The sequence below is a fragment of the Cupriavidus sp. GW823-FHT07A04 genome, assembly GCF_058794615.1.
This window is the reverse complement of sequence record NZ_JBXAHA010000020.1, coordinates 90749-107900: the sequence shown is the minus strand read 5'-3', so window position 1 is coordinate 107900 and position 17152 is coordinate 90749. Positions and strand designations below refer to the sequence as shown.

The following is a 17152-nucleotide window of genomic DNA, read 5'->3' as shown; positions in this document are numbered from 1 at the left end:
TGTTTCAAGCATCCGTTTGCCGTCAGAGCAAGGAGCTGTTGCAGTGCGTGGAATTTTGCTGGGGTTGTGCGGCATGACCATGAGAGAGACGCCCCCTATGAAGACCGGAAGAGGCACGGCAGGAGACACCAAGGCCCGCATTCTCGACGCCACCGAGCGTTTGTTCATCGAGGTTGGTTACGAAGGCACCTCGCTAAGGCAAGTGACATCGCGCGCGATCGTCAACCTGGCCGCCGTCAATTACCATTTCCGCAGTAAAGAGATCATGATGCAGGCGGTCCTGGGCCGCCGGCTCGACCCGCTCAACACGCGCCGCCTGGCGCTGCTCGATGCCTGCGAGGCACGCTGGCCGGGGGCGCAGATACGCTGCGAACACGTGATGGGTGCGCTCTTCGTGCCCGCGCTGCAAATGGCGCGCGAGCCCGACGTGGGCGGCCCGTCGTTCCTGCGGCTGCTGGGGCGCGTGTATTCCGATACCTCGCCATTTATCCAGTCTTATCTGCTTGGCCATTACGCGCCGGTGTTCGGCCGCTTCTCCGATGCCTTCGCCCGCGCGCTGCCCGAGATCCCGCCACAAGAACTGGGCTGGCGCCTGAACTTCGCGCTCAAGGCGCTGGCCGGTGTGCTGGCCGGCGAGGAGCTTGGCAACCTGCTGCCGGCCTTTACGCAAGGCAAGGACCTGAGCGACGCGCACGTGCTCGCGCAGTTGAGCGCGATGGTGGTGGCTGCGCTCAAGGCACCCGTGCCCGCCAGCCAGCAGCTGTGCGCGCTGCAGGACGTGTTCCAGATCGGCGAGACCCAGCAAGCTGAAGAGCATGCCGGGCAAGCCGCGCTGACTGCCCTGGTGGCAGAACAGGCGCAACGCGCCGACACCCTATCCGTTGCCGCGCGCAAGACACGCCGCGCGGCACGCAACGAGGGCGCGACACGCGCTGCCGTCACCAGCATGGCGGTGCGCGGCGCGCGCGAGCACCCCATCGTCTTCCCGAGCAATCCGCTCGACGACTGGATGCGTACCCGCTCCAGAACCTAGCGGCGCGCTGGCGCCGGCCAACCGCCGGCGCAGGCCTGGCCGCCTCCAGGAACCCGAGTTGCAAGTGCCCCGCTTGAGCCAGGCATCCGGCCGTCCTTAGCCCGGCATTTCCGCAGCGATCCGCACTCGGGCATTCCGTTCTCAACGACACCACGCGTGCGTCCCGCGCACGCGGTGGACCGCTGTCGCCCGCGTTTTCCGCGCGGGCCGACACCACAACAGGAGATCCGCATCGTGAAAGCCTTGTATTCCCACGCGCCGAGCGCAACCGTATCCGCATCGAGAAGGTCAATGCCCTTATTGCGCAATCTTGCGGCCACCGTCGCATTCGCACTCGCGATGGCCTTGCCCGCACCCGCACAGACGCAGCCGCAGGCGAGCGCCGGTTCGGGCACCGCCTTCGACGGGCTCGGCGCCCAGCAACAGGCCGCGCTGCTCTCGAAGCAGATCGCCAGCGGCGAACTGGCGAAGCTGCCCGACGAGCAACTGCTTGCGGCCATCAACGCATTGCAGCCCGAGGCCGCGCTGCTGTGGGCCAAGGCCGAGATGAACCGCTACCCCGAGTACGAGTACTGGATGACGCGCCAGGAGCGCCTCAACGGCCAGTGGCAAGACCAGCCCGCGCGCATGATGATCCGCTACCGCCACGCGCCGCGCCAGCTCTATGCGAAGTGGCTGCCGGGCGGCAGCCAGGCCGGCCAGGAAATCCTCTACGACGAGACGCAGCGCAAGGATGAGATGTACGGCCACCTCGGCGGCATGCTGGGCTTCACCTCGATGTGGATCGCGCTCGACGGCACCATCGCGCGCGCGCAGTCCAACCACACGGTGCGGGACCTGGGCTTCCAGTACGTGGTGTCGATGCTGGAGCGCGATGCCAGGTCGCTGCGCGCGGCCGGGCTCACGGAGAAGTTCACGCGCGCGGACATCGTGCAGGAGCAGGGCATGCGCATGGTCGCGCTCACCTGGGATCTGCCGGCCGGTGCGCCACGCTATTACGCCAAGCGGGTGCAGCTGATGCTGGACCTGAAGAACCCCTGGCCGCGCGTGGAAACCGCCTGGGATGCCGAGGGCAACATGGTCGAGAAGATTGTCTTCGAGAAGGCGGTGCGCAAGACCTTCGACGCGAGCGCCTTCGATGCGAAAAACAGCGACTACAAGTTCTGATGCTGCATCACCGTGCCCGCCATGCAGCGCCGCGCGCGTTTGAATCTGCTTGCGCGGGCACGCGTGCAGCAGTTTGAACAAACGGCGCGAGCGCTTGCGCAGCGGTGGCAAGGGCACGGCGCGCCATGTTTGGAACGCGCACTCTATTGACGCTCGCTTGCCCCGGCAGCGAGAGTCGCAGCACGGAAAAGGACGATGCGTTGCCAAGCATAGCGGCACGCAAGACAAAACAAAGCGGCACCACGCGCGACACAGCGCTTCAGGAGACAAGCATCATGCATCAGCATCCTTTGCAGCACGGACAGCATCGGCAGCGTACGCCGTGGAGAAAACATCATGGGCAGCGGATCCTGCGCTACGGCGTGGCGCTGCTGGGTGCCACGATGCTGGCCGCCTGCGGCGGCGGCGGCGATGGCGGCAGCGGCGGTGGCAGCGCCGCCGCGAGCACCAGCTCCGCCCCGGCCACACCAGTGCGCCTGTGTCCCGCGGCACTCGACTACACCACCACCTTCACCGGCGGCACCGGCTCGGGCGAACTGGTCAAGGTGCAGATCGACACCACCAGGAAGACCTGGCAAGTGACCTTCCTCGACTCCTCGGTGCCGCGCACCACGGGCACGGTCATGCCGACCCGCAGCGACACCACCGGCGGCCAGAACGTGATGACGGGCACGCTGTCGCAGGAAACAGGCCTGCCCACCGACAAGCTCAACCAGTGCGCGTTCCAGCTCAACGGCGCAAGCCTGGACCCGAATCGCCCCGCGCGGCTGTTCGTTGGCGAAGGCGTGGCGGGCGGCACCATTCCGGGTGCGCGCATCCAGTTCAATGGTGTCCTGGGTGCAGGCGCGGTGCCGGATACCACCTTCCCGTATTTCCAGTTCATCGGCTTCGCGCAGACCGAAACCGACCTCACCAAGATCGCCGGCCAGTACAACGGCTACGGCTTTCACGAGGTGCCGTCGAAGAACTTCCAGACGGTGGCGCAGGACTACCGCATGGCGCTGGCGGCCGACGGCTCGTTCCAGGTGTGCGACAACAAGACGGGCGGCACCTGCTCGCAAAAGGGCAAGAACTTCGTGCCCCAAGCCAACGGCAGCCTGATGTCGGCCAACTACAAGGGTGAGATCGATCCGCCCACGCTCGGCGCGACGCTGGGCCGCGCCTACCTGATCGTGGGCAAGCTACGCGGCCAGTTGGTCCCGGTGATGATCCGCGTGGGCTACGCCAACGGATCGCTCACCAACGGCATGCCGCTGGGCGCCGACGACGAGATCGGCATCGGCATGATGGCGCCAGCCATCGCCGTGACGCAGGGCACGGTCAACGGCGAGTACGTCGGCGTGGACAGCAACTTCGACTACCGCACCACCGCCCTGGTGGCAGCGGACGCGGCCATGCTCGACCCGTTCCACCCGTCGGACGCCTCGCTCGCCACGGCGCTCAAGCTGGACTTCTCCCAGCAGTTGCCCGGCGTGGTCACCACCACGCGCAAGGATGGCGCGGCGGGCAGCCCCACCGGCAAGTTCATCTTCACCGGCGGCGTGTTCGGTTTCCTCGAGTCGCGCAGCGGCAGCCCGTACTTCACCATCGGCGCCTTCGTGCAATGACGGCCATGCAATCCAACTTATTCCGGGAAGACAAGATGACGAAGAATGCCTTTCGTTTGGCAGCGCCCTTGCTGATCGCCGCGCTCGCCTGGCTGGGCGGCATGCCCAGCGCCCATGCACAGAAAGCCGGTGACAACGTCGTCGCTGCCGGCTGGTTCCACATCAACACGAGCGGCAACAGCAGCCCGTTCACCACCAGCGTGATCGATGCGCCCATCAATGGCCCGCTGGGCTTGCCGTCGTCATTCACGGCGCCGGGCAGCAGCATCAGCACATCCAACGCGGACACGCTGGGGCTGACCTTCAGCCACTTCTTCACGGACCACATCGCGCTCACGGCGGTGGGCGGCATTCCGCCCAAGTTCAAGCTCTACGGCCACGGCAACCTGATCCCGCCGGGCCCGGCGGGCGCGCTGGGGCAGCAGCCGCTGGGCGACCCGGGCCTGAACCCGATCATCACCAGCGCACGCCAGTGGAGCCCGGCGTCGATGGTGCAATACCACTTCTTCGAGCCTACCGCGCGCGTGCGTCCTTTCCTGGGCATCGGTGTGTCGTACAACTTCTTCACCAACATCGAGCTCAACCCGGCGTTCGCCGCCTCGGTCAACAACAACCTGGGCGCCACGCTGGCCGCCGGCGCCGGCAAGCCGGGGCCGACCTCCGTCGAGGCCAAGGCGTCGAACTCGTTCGCGCCGGTGTTCAACATCGGCGGCTCCTTTGCGATCACGGACCAGTGGGGCCTGACCGCATCGGTCACCTACATTCCGCTCAAGACGACGTCGTCGATGATCATCAAGGCGTCCGACGGCACGGTGTTGTCCACCTCCAAGGCCACCATCAGCCCGAACCCGCTGATCATGTTTGTGGCGGCGACGTATAAGTTCTGAAGTGGGCAAAGCCGCTTGCGATGACGAGGGCTGTCACTCCCTCTCCCACAAGTGGGAGAGGGGAGCAAACCAGCGCTAGATCAAGCCGTTCGAACTCTCACGGCCGGTACCGTCACGGTCTTGCGCACAGGGCTTGAGAGCACCAGCGATGTGGTCACCGAGCCGTGGGCCGCGAGCGTGTCGACCACGTGCTCCAGGTCGGCCGGATCGGCGATGGCGCAACGCACGATAAAGCAATGCGCACCGGTCACGCGATCGGCGCTCAGCACTTCGGGCATGCTCTCGAACAGCTTCACATACTTCTGGATATAGGCGTGCGTGGTCTCGATATGGATGATCGCCTGCAGGCCGACGCCCAGCGCGCGCAGGTTCACCCGCGCGCCGTAGCCCTCGATCACGCCCGCGTCCTCCAGCTTGCGCACACGCTCGCTCATGGCGGGCTGCGACAAGCCAATGCGCTTGCCCAGCGCTGCCAGGCTCTGGCGGGCATCGGCCTGCAGCGCCTCCAGGATCAGTCGGTCTTTCTTGTCCAGCTCCATCCCATTCTCCTATGGCACCTGTTGCGCGCCACCGATGAATCATCGGTGCGCGGTGCCGATTTCCGATGCCTTGCCATTCGTGGCGACGGCTGCTGCGATTATGCTGGAACTCAGTGCGGCTCAATGCGCAGCCCGATATCCTTCCGGAGGCAATATGCAACTCATCGGCATGCTCGACTCACCCTATGTGCGCCGCGTGGCCATCTCACTGCGGCTGCTGGACCTGCCGTTCGAATATCGAGCCGTCTCGGTGTTCAGCACGTTCGAGCAGTTTCGCGCGATCAATCCCGTGGTGAAAGCGCCCACCCTGGTTTGCGACAACGGCGTGGTACTGATGGAGTCCGGCCTGATCCTCGACTATGCCGAGACGCTGGCCACGCGCAGCCTGATGCCCGCGCAGCACAAGCAGCGCCAGCACGCCTTGCGCGTGATCGGCCTGGCGCTGGCGGCGTGCGAGAAGACGGTGCAGATCGTCTATGAGCGCAACCTGCGCCCGGCGGAAAAGCAGCACGAGCCATGGATCGAGCGCGTGCAGGGGCAGTTGCATGCCGCCTACGCGGCGCTGGAAACCGAACTGGCGGGGGCCGCGCTTCCCGCGGATGAGCGCTTGCTCATGCAGGCCGACGTGACCGCCGCCGTGGCGTGGGGCTTCACGCAGCTGATGCTGCCGGCATGCGTCGAGGCGTCAGCGTATCCTGCGCTGGCGGCATTCAGCGCGGCCGCCGAACGCCTTGCCGTGTTCAAGGACACGCCGCAGACCTGATCCACTGCCGCGCGCCAGCCGTGCTTAGTGAGCCAGGGCCTGGGCGAGCGCGCGCAGCAGGCCGGCGCCGTCGCCGCGCCAGGCGCTGCCATGCATGCAGGCCAGGGTGGTTGGCTGCAGCAGCGCCATGCGCTCCAGCATGGCGCCGGCGTTCGGCGTGTGGGAGAAGTAATCCATGCCGCGCCGGAACGCTTCGCTCGGCCCGAGGATGTCGGCCTCGGTCAGAGGCTGGAGCTCGGCACCGCCCTGGCTGAACAAGTCGCCGCAGAGCAGCGTGCCGGTGCGCTCCTCCATCATGAGCCCGCACTCCCAGGCATGCGGCAAGTGTGGCGTATCGAACCAGCGCACGGTATGGTGGCCAAGCGGCACGGCTTGCCCGTCCGCCAGGCCCTGCGCGGGCCGGTCGGCCAGGTCGTTGACGGACACCATGGCGGCGACGGTGCCGCACAGCGGCGATGCGTGGGGCGCCGCCGCCAGCCATTCATTGAGCGAGCCGCACTCGTCGGCTTCCACGTGCGAAAAGGCAATATGACGCAGCCGGCCCGGTGCGATCACGCTGGCCACGGCTTCATGCACCAGCGGGAACATCTTGCGCAGCCCCGTATGGAACAACAGCGGCTCGTCGTCGACGATCAGGTACTGGTTGAAGGAGAAGCCGCCCGGCCCACCGTCGATGTGGACCGGGGTATTGATCCGATAGATCCCGTCCGCGATTTCGTGGACGTTGGTGCCCGACCGGGCGTTGGTGACGGTCATCGTTGTCTCCTGGAAATCGTCTGGGCGCGGGGACCGGCCGCCTGCGCCGGCCTGCTTCATTCTAGTCACTGCAACGCCACAGGCATGCCACCTTTTGCTTGGCCGGGCTGCACATGGGGCGCTCGACGGCGCAAAATGGGGACGACGATCCGGCAAGCGGGCGGCCGCGCCAGCCGGGAAGAGGGAAGAGGGAAGAGGGAAATGCGCGATGGATGACGTGACTCGGGCAGCCCGCGACAGCGTGCGTCTGTTCCTGTGCGGCGATGTGATGACCGGCCGCGGCATCGACCAGATCCTGCCGCATCCGGGCAAGCCGCACCTGTTCGAGGGCTGGCTACGCTCGGCAGTCGACTATGTCGAGCTGGCCGAGCGTGCCACAGGCGCGATACAGCGGCCGGTTGATCCTGCCTATCCGTGGGGCGACGCGCTCGCGCAGCTGGATCGCTTCCGGCCGGATGTGCGCATCGTCAACCTGGAAACGGCCGTCACCGTGAGCGAGGACGCACAGCCGGGCAAGGGCATCCACTACCGGATGCACCCCGCCAATGTGGCGTGCCTGCGCAGCGCGCAGCTCGATTGCTGCGTGCTGGCGAACAACCACGTGCTGGACTGGGGGTGCGCCGGGCTCGACGAAACCCTGGCAACCTTGCACGGGGCAGGCATGCGGACCGCGGGCGCCGGACGCGACGAGGCGCAGGCCAGCGCGCCTGCCGCGATCGCGCTCGCGCAAGGGGGAAGGGTGCTCGTCTTTGCCTATGCCACCGCGGCAAGCGGCGTGCCGGCGGACTGGGCCGCGGCCCCCGGGCGCGCCGGCATCCATTTCCTGCCCGACATTTCGGTGCGCGCCGCCGATGGGGTTGCCCGCCTTACGGCAGCAGCGAAGGGCGCGGGCGATATCGTGGTGGTGTCGCTGCATTGGGGCGGCAACTGGGGCTTCGACATTTCGCGCCAGGAGCAGGCCTTCGCGCACCGGCTGATCGATGCGGGCGGCGCCGATATCGTGTACGGGCACTCGTCCCATCACATCAGGGGTGCCGAGGTGTATCGCGACCGCCTGATTCTCTATGGCTGCGGTGACTTCCTCAACGACTACGAAGGCATCGGCGGATACGAGCGATACCGGCCCGACCTGGCCTTGATGTACTTCCCGCTCGTCGACGGCGCAACCGGCGCATTGCGCCAGCTGTCCGCCGTGCCGATGCAGATCCGCCATTTCAGCCTGCGCCGCGCACCGGAGCAAGGCGTGTCGTGGCTCTGCGCCACGCTGGACCGGGAAAGCGGCAAGCAGGGCACGCACGCGACCCGTGTGGCGGACGATACCCTGGCGTTGCGCTGGGACGGCTAGCGCGCTACGCGCGCATGGCTTTCGCCATCTCGCTCGTGGCGTGCCAGCCCAGCGCGACATACAGCGACCGGCCCATCTCGGTGGCGTGCAGGATCGCGTACTGGAGGTCGCGCCTGGTGAATTCGTCCTCCGCCAGCTGCATGAGGCGGCGCCCCAGCCCCTGCTTGCGATGCGTAGCCTCCACATACACGTTCAGCACGTAGCCACGCTTGTCCTGCAGGGGATGGGCCGGATGCGGCGGCCAGTCGATCGCCATCAGGCCAATGCCGCCCACCGGCTGGCCCTGGTCCATCAGCACGAAGCCGAAGTAGCTGCCATCGCGCAGGCGCGGCACAAGCCATGGCCGGAACTGCTGCGTCATGGCCTGCAGGACCTCCTCGCCGCGCCCGGCCTCGCGGAACATGGATTCGCGATGGCGGCAGACCAGCTCGACATCATCGGTATCAAGCGGGCGGACTTCCATGGCAGGCTTCCTTGGGGATTTGCGTGGGTGGTGGGAGAGAGAATTTGCGCGGCGCGCACCGACATCCTAACGCAGTGCATTGCGATTCGGAGAACTTCCCACCGGCGCCATGGCCCGAAGCCGGGAATAAAAAAAGCGAAGCGCTGTTGGCGCTTCGCTTCGAGGCCATCCGGGCTGAATGCACCGGATGGCAGGACGAACCCTTCTGCCTTACTGCGTGGTCACGGCCGGCTTGACGTCCACCGAGGCCACCGGTCCGGTCTCGCTCAGGCCGCCGCCAAGCGACCGGTACAGGTCGATGGCATTGTTCAGGCGCAGTTGCCGCGCCTGGATCAGGGCCTGGTCGGCAGCGAACAGCTGACGCTGCGAGTCGAGCTGGTCCAGCTGGCTGGCCACGCCATTCCTGAAGCGCATCGTCGACAACTCGTAGCGCGCTGCCTCGGCGTTGCGCACCTGCTCCTGGCTGGTCACCTGCTCTTCCAGCGTGCCGCGCGCCACCAGTGCATCCGCCACTTCCGCGAAGGCCGTCTGGATGGTCTTCTCGTAGTTGGCGATCTGGATATTCTTGCGCACGTTGGTCAGGTCCAGGTTGGACAGGTTCCGGCCGTAGTCGAAGATCGGCAGCACCAGCTGCGGTGCGAACGACCACGCGCCGGTGCCGGAATCGAACAGGCTCGAGAAGGTCGGGCTGATCGCGCCGGCATTGGCGGTGAGCGTAATGCGCGGGAAGAACGCCGCGCGCGCCGCGCCGATATTGGCGTTGGCGGAGAGCAGCAACTGCTCGGCCTGGCGGATGTCGGGACGCTGCTCGAGCAGGTCCGACGGCAGCCCTGCCGGGATGTCGCTGATGATCCGCTCGTCCGACAGGCGCATCGGTGCAGGCAGGTTCTCGATGGTGCCAAGCGGCTTGCCCACCAGCACCTCAAGCGCGTTCTGCGCCTGCGCGCGCTGGCGTGCCAGCTGCGCGGCGGAAACGCGGGCCTGCGCCACCAGCGATTCGTTGTCGCGCAGGTCCAGCGCCGACGTGGCGCCCGCATCGAAGCGTTGCTTGGCCAGGCTCAGCGTGTACTCGCGCGTCTTCAGCGTGTTCTGCGCGAGCTCGTATTGCTCGGCGAAAGAGCGCTCGGACAGGTAGGCCTGGGCGACCTCGGAGACCAGCGAGATCTGCGCGGAACGGCGTGCTTCCTCGGTGGCGAAGTACTGCGACAGCGCCGCGTTGGACAGACTGCGCACGCGGCCGAAGAAGTCCAGCTCGAACGAAGTCACGCCGGCGCCCGCCTGGAAGTACTCGGAGACAAACGGCTTGCCGGTGGCCGACTGCAAGGCGGGGGTGCGCGAACGGTTGAAACCGCCGGTGGCGTTCACCGTGGGCAGCAGGTCGGCGCGCTGCACCTGGTACAGCGCGCGCGCTTCCTCGATGCGCAGCGCAGCGGTGCGCAGGTCGCGGTTGTTCTCCAGCGAGGTGGCAATCAGCACTTGCAGGCGCGGGTCGCGGAAAAACTCGCGCCAGCCGATCTCGCTCGCCCGGCGGGTTTCGCCGGTCTTCACTTCGGCGGCCGCGTAGCCTTCCGGCGCGGCCGGGAAGCTGGTGGCCACCGGCGGGGCAGGGCGTTCATAAACGGGTGCCAGTGTGCAACCCGAGAGGACGCCCGCCACCAGCAACAGCGTGGTCAGTGTCTTTGTCATGTCAGATTCCTTCCTTGGGTTCGAGCCCTTGCTCGTTCAGCATCTGCTCGCGCTTGCTGCCCTTGAAGCGGCTACGGATCACCACGAAGAACACCGGCACCAGGAAAATCGCCAGCACCGTGGCGGTGATCATGCCGCCGATCACGCTGGTACCGATGGCGCGCTGGCCGCCCGAGCCCGCGCCGCTGGCGATCGCCAGCGGCAGCACGCCCAGGATAAAGGCCATCGAGGTCATCAGGATCGGGCGGAACCGCAGGTGCACGGCTTCGAGCGTAGCGTCGATGACGCTGCGGCCCTGGGCCTGCAGATCCTTGGCGAATTCCACGATCAGGATGGCGTTCTTCGCCGACAAGCCAATCGTCGCGATCAGGCCCACCTTGAAGTACACGTCGTTGGGCATGCCGCGCAGGGTCACACCGAGCAGCGCGCCGAGCACGCCGAGCGGCACCACCAGCAGCACTGCGACCGGGATCGACCAGCTCTCATAGAGCGCGGCCAGGCACAGGAACACGATGATCAGCGACAGCGTGTACAGCATCGGCTCTTGCGAACCGGCCAGGCGCTCTTCATAAGACTGTCCCGACCACTCGAAGCCGAAGCCCGGCGGCAGCTTGGCGAAGTTGTCTTCCATGATCTTCATGGCTTCGCCGGTACTGCGCCCCGGAGCGGCCTGGCCAGCGATCTTCACCGCCGGCAAGCCGTTGTAACGCTCCAGTCGCGGCGAGCCCATGATCCACTTGGAAGTGGCAAAGGCGGCGAACGCAACCATGTCGCCGTTGCTGTTCTTCACGCGCAGCTTGGTCAGGTCATCGGGCAGCTTGCGGTCGTTGCCTTCGGCCTGGGCGATCACCTTGCGCACACGGCCTTCGTAGATGAAGTCGTTGACGTAGGAAGAGCCGAACGCGATGGCCAGCGTCGCGTTGATATTGGCCACCGACACACCCAGCGCGCGTGCCTTCTCGCGGTCGATGTCGATCTGCAGCTGCGGCGCGTCTTCCTGGCCTTCGGGGCGAACGCCCACCAGCGCGGGATTCTTCGCGGCCATGCCGAGCATCATGTTGCGCGCTTCCATCAGCTTGGCGTGACCCTGGCCGGTGCGGTCCTGCAGGCGGAAGTCGAAGCCCGAGGAGTTGCCCAGCTCGGAGATCGCCGGCGGGTTAAGCGGGAAGATGATGGCGTCCTTGATGAAGGACAGCGCACCAAACGCCCGGCCAACCAGTGCCTGCGCGGTCTCGTCCTTGCCGGTGCGGTCCTTCCAGTCCTTCAGGCGCACGAACGCGATACCGCCGTTCTGGCCGCGGCCGAAGAAGGAGAAGCCCGCCACGGTGATCATCTGGTCCACTACCTTGGATTCCTTCTGCAGGTAGTAGTCCTCGATCTGCTTGAGCACGCCGATGGTACGTTCCTGCGTGGCGCCGTTGGGCAGCTGCACCACCGTGATCATGTAGCCCTGGTCTTCCTCGGGGAGGAAGGAGGAGGGCAGGCGCTTGAACAGCACCACCATACCCACGACGATGAGCGCGTAGATGATCAGGTAGCGCCCGGCGCGCGCCAGGATGCGGCCCACCATGCTCTGGTAGCCGGTGGCGGCGCGTGCGAAGGTGCGGTTGAACCAGCCGAAGAAACCCTTCTTCTCGTGGTGGTGGCCAGCCTCGACCGGCTTGAGCAACGTGGCGCACAGCGCCGGCGTGAGCGTCAAGGCCAGCAGCGCCGAGAACGCGATCGACGCGATCAGCGACAGCGAGAACTGGCGGTAGATGTTACCCACCGAACCCGAGAAGAACGCCATCGGGATGAACACCGCGGTCAGCACCAGCGTGATGCCGACGATGGCGCCGGTGATCTGGCCCATGGCCTTGCGCGTGGCGTCGCGTGGCGAGAGTCCTTCCTCGCTCATGATCCGCTCGACGTTTTCCACCACCACGATCGCATCGTCCACCAGGATACCGATCGCCAGCACCATGCCGAACATCGTCAGCACGTTGATGGAGAAGCCGAAGGCCAGCAGCATGCCCGTGGTGCCCAGCAGGGCCACCGGCACCACCACCGTCGGGATGATGGTCGCGCGGATGTTCTGCAGGAACAGGTACATCACCAGGAACACCAGCACCACGGCTTCGACCAGGGTCTTGATCACTTCCTCGATCGAGATCTTGACGAAGGCCGAGGTGTCGTAAGGCACGGAGTACTGGTAATCGGCCGGGAAGAACTTGGAGAGCTCTTCCATCTTGGCGCGCACCGCGGTGGCGGTGGCCAGGGCGTTGCCGCTCGGGGCCAGCTTGATGGCGATGGCCGCCGAGGCCTTGCCGTTGGTACGGGCCAGCGTGGAGTAGTCGGCACCGCCGAGTTCGACGCGGCCGATGTCCTTGATGCGCACCGAGGAGCCGTCCGGGTTCGTGCGCAGCAGGATATTGGCGAACTGCTCCGGCGTGGTGAGGCGGCTCTCGGTGGTGACGGTGGCGTTGAGCTCGGTGCCCTTGGGCGACGGCGTGCCGCCCAGCTCACCCACGGCGACCTGGACGTTCTGCTCCGAGATGGCGGCGGTGACGTCCTGCGGCGTCAGGTTGAAACCGGTCAACTTGGCCGGGTCCACCCAGATGCGCATGGCGTACTCGGTGCCGAACAGGTCGGCCTGGCCCACGCCCGGCACGCGGCGGATCGAATCGATCACGCTGGACGAGATGTAGTTGCCCAGCTGGATGGCGTCGGCCTGCCCGGACTTGGACGCGACCGTCAGGAACATCATGTAGTTGTTCCCGGCCTTGTCCACGCGCACGCCCTGCTGGCGCACTTCCGCCGGCAGGCGCGCTTCCACGCGCTTGAGGCGGTTCTGCACCTCGACCGAGTTCAGGTCGATGTTGGAGCCCGGCTGGAAGGCGATCGTGATCGTCGACAGGCCGGTGGCTTCGCTGGTGGAGTTGTAGTAAAGCAGCCCGGGAATGCCGTTGAGCTCTTGCTCGATCACCGTGGTGACCGAGTCTTCAAGCGTCTTGGCGGATGCGCCCGGATAGGTCGCCGTGACCGAGATCGTCGGCGGGGCGATGTTGGGGTACTGGGCGATCGGCAGTTGCACCACCGACAGCAAGCCCCCCAGCACGATGATCAGCGCAAGCACCCACGCGAACACCGGCCGGTCAATAAAAAACTTGGCCATAACACTGGCTCCCTTCGAATTGCGCTGTGATTAGCCCTGCTTGGCGTCGGCCTTGTCAGCGGTCACCGCGGCAGGAGCCGAGGCTCCGCTGGCGGCCGGCTGCGTGGCGGGAGCCGAGGCGGCGGCGGTCTTCGAGACAAACGGCACGGCCTTGGCGGGCGCGCCGACCTTGACCTTCTGCAAGCCCTCGACGATCACCTTCTCGCCACCCTTCAGGCCCTCGGTGACGATCCAGCTCTCGCCGATGGCCTGGGGCGCCTTGACCGGCACCGCCGCGACGTTGCCGTCGCCGCCCACCACCATCACCGACGCGCCTTGCGCATTGCGGATCAGCGCGCGTTGCGGCACGGTCAGCGCGTTTTCGTCCACGCCCTGCTCGATCTTGACGCGCACGAAGGTGCCCGACAGCAGCTCGCGCTTGGCGTTGGGGAACTGCGCGCGCAGCGTGATGGCGCCGGTGGTCGGGTCAACCGTCATGTCCGAGAACAGCAGCTTGCCGGTTTGCTCGTACTCGCGGCCGTCCTCGATGAACAGATGGACGCGGGCGCCACCGTCGACGCCCTTGACCTTGCCGCTCTCGATGGCGCGGCGCAGCTTCATCACTTCGCTCGCGGGCTGGGTGAAGGTCACCCAGATCGGGTCGACCTGCTCGACCATGGTCAGCTTGGTGGCTTCGCCGCTGCCGACCAGCGCGCCTTCGGTCACCAGCGCGCGGCCCACGCGGCCGCTGATGGGCGCGGTGACGGCGGTGTAGCCGAGGTTGATCTGGGCGGTGGAAACGGCAGCCTTGGCCGAGGCAATGTCGGCGGTGGCCTGGCCCGCGGCCGCCACGGCTTCGTCGTATTCCTGCTTGCTCACCGCGTTGACGGCGACCAGCGGCTTGTAGCGCTCGGCCTTCTGGCGGGCCGCCACGGCGTTGGCTTCGGCACGGGCAAGGCTGGCCTTGGCCGACTCGAGCTGTGCCTGGTAGGGCGCAGGGTCGATCTTGAACAGCAACTGGCCTGCCTTGACCTCGCCGCCTTCCGTGTAGTTACGGGACAGCACGATGCCGGCAACCCGTGCCCGCACTTCGGCGGTGCGCACGCCTTCGAGGCGGCCCGGCAGTTCATTGATAACAGAAACGGTCGTAGGCGTGACGGTGACGACACCCACTTCCGGCGGCGGCATGGCGCCGCCCTGCGGCTTCTTTTCGCCGCAGGCGGACAGCGCAAGCGCCGACAACACGGCAGCGGCAACGCAAGTGATACGTTGGGACTTCCTCATCGATAACCCCATGATGGCAATTTGAGATCGGCCGCATGCGCTCCCGGTGTCGTATCCGGATACGGCGCGGCCCACCGCTGGCAGATGGCACAGAGGCGGGCAAAAAGAGTAATGCTAGCCACAATTTGCAACGCTGACGTGGCACATGCGACGAAAGGTTGCAAATTAGTAACGACATGCCGACATGGCAGCGTGAACCGTGGAGCGGTGCGCGCCGCCGTCTGCCAGCCCATCACGCCGATGGGCTGGCCGAAAGTCAGGCGAACGCGTATTATATATACATTCAAGCATGTATGTAAGAACTTGTTGCAACGCGGCGATAGCCGCCCTATATATCCACGTCCTAACGCGCCGGCGCGGCGCGCACAGTGCAAGGCGGGCTTCACCGCCAGCACTCAGGGAGACAGAACCAGACCGGTCCCTCGTGGCCGGCACCAGAGAACATCATGGTCAGACGCACCAAGGAAGAGGCGCTTGAAACACGCCATCGCATTCTCGACGCGGCCGAGGCGGTATTTCACGCCCGCGGCGTTGCCCGCCCTTCGCTAGCCGATATTGCGGAGGCGGCCGGCGTGACGCGCGGCGCCATCTACTGGCATTTCAAGAACAAGAGCGATGTCTTCGCCGCGATGTCCGACCGCGTCCACCTGCCGCTCGAGGCACTGTGCGAGCCGGGACGCATCGCGAGCCAGGAAGACCCGCTTGGCAGCATCCGCGACATCTGCGCCTTTGTGATGCGCCAGACCGTGGAAAACCCGCAGTGGCGGCGCGTGTTCGAGATCGTTTTCCACAAGTGCGAGATGGTGGCGGACAACGGCGCCATCTTCGAGCGGCAGCGCCAGTCGCACCAAGAGGGCACGGTGAAGATGCGCGAGCACCTGCGCATGGCGGTGGACCGCGGGCAGTTGCCGGCCGACCTCGACCTGGACCTTGCCGTCAATGTGTTCCACGCCTCGATTGGCGGCATGCTGTCGCACTGGCTGTTCGCCCCCGAGGAATTCGATCTCGAGAGCAATGCCGAGCGGGTGGCCGACGCCTTCATCGACACCCTCAAGCTGTCGCCGGCTCTGCGCCAGGGTTATGTGGCGCGTCCCGTGCCGAAGCTCGAGGAAGAAGTTGCCTCGATGTGCCAGGAGGCCAAGAAGAAGGCCGAGGCCGAGACCAAGCAGGCTGCGCAGACACTCACCGCCAAAGCGCTACCCGGCTGATCGCCGCAGCGGCGCGAGAGCCGCTCAGCCCCACTCAGCCCCGCACGGCCTCGCGCCAGCGTGCCAGGAAATTGCGCTTGCGCAGCGTGTCCTGCGCCGCCAGCAGGCCGGGGCCGACGCTGATCGGCTTGAGCGCGTAGCCCAGCCGCTCCGACAGCGCCGCCGCGGTGTGCTCGCTGTCGGTGTCGGTGCGGATCGTGTAGAGCTGCGAGGCGCTCTGCCCCAGCAGCGTCTGGCCCGCACGCGAGAGCAGGAAATCCAGCCATAGCCGGGCCGCATTGGGATGCGGCGCGCGGCGCGCGATGAAGGCCACGCGCGACATCACCAGCGTGTAGTCGCGCGGCGCGATGACATCGATCTCCGCCCCGCGCTCCATCAGCGACAGCGCGTACGAACCCAGCAAGTTGTAGCCCATCACGAATTCGCCGGAGGCGATACGCTCGATCATGTTCGCGGTGGACGCCGACAACTGCACGCCGCAGCGCCCCAGCGCCTGGGCCAGATACCAGAACTCATCACCCATGCGCGCGTCCTGCTGCGCCAGCAGGTAGCCCACCCCGGATTTTTCCACATCGTAGGTCACCACCCGCTGGCGCCAGCGCGGCGTGTTTTCCTGCAGCAGGCGCGCCAGGCCGGTGCGGCTGCGCGGCGTGCGCATGCCGGCAAAATGGCGGCGGTTGTAGACGATCACGGCGGGCTCGAAGGTGGTGCCCCAGGCTTCATCGCGCCAGGCAGCCCACGCCGGCAGGCCGGCCCGCTCGGGCGAGGGGTAGCGCAGGGCATGGCCATCGTTGACGAGCTTGATCTGCAGGTCCATTGCCGTGCTCCACAGCACATCGGCGTAGTCGGGGCCGCCCACCTGGCCCGCGCCCAGCGCGGCGCTATCGGCCAGGAAACGGCCGTTCAACTCCAGCGTGTTGAGGTCCTGATAGCGCACCTTGATGCCGGGGTAGCGTGCCTCGAACGCGGCCAGCAGCGGCCGCGCGATTTCCATGTCGGTGGAGGCATGCACGTTGACCGAGCCTTCCTGCACACCCCGCGCGATGATCTCGGCGTAGCTTGCCGGATAGCCCGCCGGCACCGGCGCAACGGCCTGGGCATGCACGCCATGGCTCAGCCCCGCCAGCGTGGCCGCAGCGGCGCCGGCCAGGACGCGCCGCCGGTGCCAGCTTTCTGGCAGTTCGGCAACCATGGCGGGAGGCGTGAAGGGCAAGGGCAAGGGGGACGGGGAGGGGGGCAGCTTGCGCAAGGCGGGAACCATCGGTGGTGACATCGGTGGCC

14 protein-coding genes are annotated in these 17152 nt (G+C 66.5%); 7 read left to right on the top strand and 7 right to left on the bottom strand.

Features of this window, described 5'->3' with window-relative positions; genetic code table 11:
• Positions 1-97 precede the first annotated feature (97 nt).
• From AC1Q7Q_RS30280 to AC1Q7Q_RS30265, 4 genes are all read left to right on the top strand, one after another.
• Entirely contained in the window at positions 98-1033 is a 936-nt protein-coding gene (locus AC1Q7Q_RS30280; protein ID WP_492373247.1) for a TetR/AcrR family transcriptional regulator, read from the top strand.
• Between the two features lie 291 nt (positions 1034-1324).
• Positions 1325-2200, top strand: coding sequence for a DUF1571 domain-containing protein (locus AC1Q7Q_RS30275; RefSeq protein ID WP_492373248.1), 876 nt, complete (start codon positions 1325-1327; stop codon positions 2198-2200).
• 383 nt (positions 2201-2583) lie between these two features.
• A complete protein-coding gene (locus tag AC1Q7Q_RS30270; protein ID WP_492373258.1) occupies positions 2584-3807 on the top strand; it encodes a DUF2957 domain-containing protein in 1224 nt (407 codons plus the stop codon).
• Positions 3808-3842: 35 nt separating this feature from the next.
• The gene (locus AC1Q7Q_RS30265; RefSeq protein WP_492373259.1) at positions 3843-4694 is read left to right on the top strand and encodes an OmpW/AlkL family protein; all 852 of its coding nucleotides are present in this window, start codon (positions 3843-3845) and stop codon (positions 4692-4694) included.
• Positions 4695-4774: 80 nt separating this feature from the next.
• On the opposite strand, the gene AC1Q7Q_RS30260 is transcribed toward AC1Q7Q_RS30265, so the two are convergent.
• Positions 4775-5233 carry an Lrp/AsnC family transcriptional regulator gene (locus AC1Q7Q_RS30260; protein WP_492373249.1) on the bottom strand — a complete coding sequence of 153 codons (459 nt, stop codon included), beginning with the start codon at positions 5231-5233 and terminating at the stop codon, positions 4775-4777.
• Positions 5234-5387: 154 nt separating this feature from the next.
• Between AC1Q7Q_RS30260 and AC1Q7Q_RS30255 the strand changes: the two genes are divergently transcribed.
• Positions 5388-5996 (top strand): glutathione S-transferase family protein, encoded by a 609-nt coding sequence (locus tag AC1Q7Q_RS30255; protein ID WP_492373250.1) that lies wholly within the window; start codon positions 5388-5390, stop codon positions 5994-5996.
• Positions 5997-6020: 24 nt separating this feature from the next.
• Here AC1Q7Q_RS30255 and AC1Q7Q_RS30250 read toward each other — a convergent pair whose 3' ends face one another.
• Positions 6021-6752, bottom strand: coding sequence for an oxygen-binding di-iron domain-containing protein (locus AC1Q7Q_RS30250; RefSeq protein WP_492373251.1), 732 nt, complete (start codon positions 6750-6752; stop codon positions 6021-6023).
• 208 nt (positions 6753-6960) lie between these two features.
• Here AC1Q7Q_RS30250 and AC1Q7Q_RS30245 point away from each other — a divergent pair, with 208 nt between their 5' ends.
• Positions 6961-8097, top strand: a complete 1137-nt coding sequence (locus AC1Q7Q_RS30245) for a CapA family protein (RefSeq protein WP_492373252.1) — start codon at positions 6961-6963, stop codon at positions 8095-8097.
• Between the two features lie 4 nt (positions 8098-8101).
• Here the strand turns inward: AC1Q7Q_RS30245 and AC1Q7Q_RS30240 are convergent, their stop codons facing one another.
• From AC1Q7Q_RS30240 to AC1Q7Q_RS30225, 4 genes are all read right to left on the bottom strand, one after another.
• Positions 8102-8560, bottom strand: a complete 459-nt coding sequence (locus AC1Q7Q_RS30240; protein ID WP_492373253.1) for a GNAT family N-acetyltransferase — start codon at positions 8558-8560, stop codon at positions 8102-8104.
• Positions 8561-8770: 210 nt separating this feature from the next.
• Complete coding sequence (locus AC1Q7Q_RS30235; protein WP_416050037.1) at positions 8771-10246, bottom strand: efflux transporter outer membrane subunit; 1476 nt, start codon at positions 10244-10246, stop codon at positions 8771-8773.
• 1 nt (position 10247) lies between these two features.
• A complete protein-coding gene (locus tag AC1Q7Q_RS30230; protein WP_492373254.1) occupies positions 10248-13400 on the bottom strand; it encodes an efflux RND transporter permease subunit in 3153 nt (1050 codons plus the stop codon).
• Positions 13401-13430: 30 nt separating this feature from the next.
• On the bottom strand, positions 13431-14663 hold the full coding sequence (locus tag AC1Q7Q_RS30225) for an efflux RND transporter periplasmic adaptor subunit (protein WP_492373255.1): 1233 nt from the start codon (positions 14661-14663) through the stop codon (positions 13431-13433).
• Positions 14664-15109: 446 nt separating this feature from the next.
• On the opposite strand from AC1Q7Q_RS30225, the gene AC1Q7Q_RS30220 reads away from it, so the two are divergent.
• Positions 15110-15871, top strand: coding sequence for a TetR family transcriptional regulator (locus tag AC1Q7Q_RS30220; RefSeq protein WP_492373256.1), 762 nt, complete (start codon positions 15110-15112; stop codon positions 15869-15871).
• Positions 15872-15905: 34 nt separating this feature from the next.
• Here the strand turns inward: AC1Q7Q_RS30220 and AC1Q7Q_RS30215 are convergent, their stop codons facing one another.
• Positions 15906-17063 (bottom strand): ABC transporter substrate-binding protein, encoded by a 1158-nt coding sequence (locus AC1Q7Q_RS30215; RefSeq protein ID WP_492373260.1) that lies wholly within the window; start codon positions 17061-17063, stop codon positions 15906-15908.
• Positions 17064-17152 lie beyond the last annotated feature (89 nt).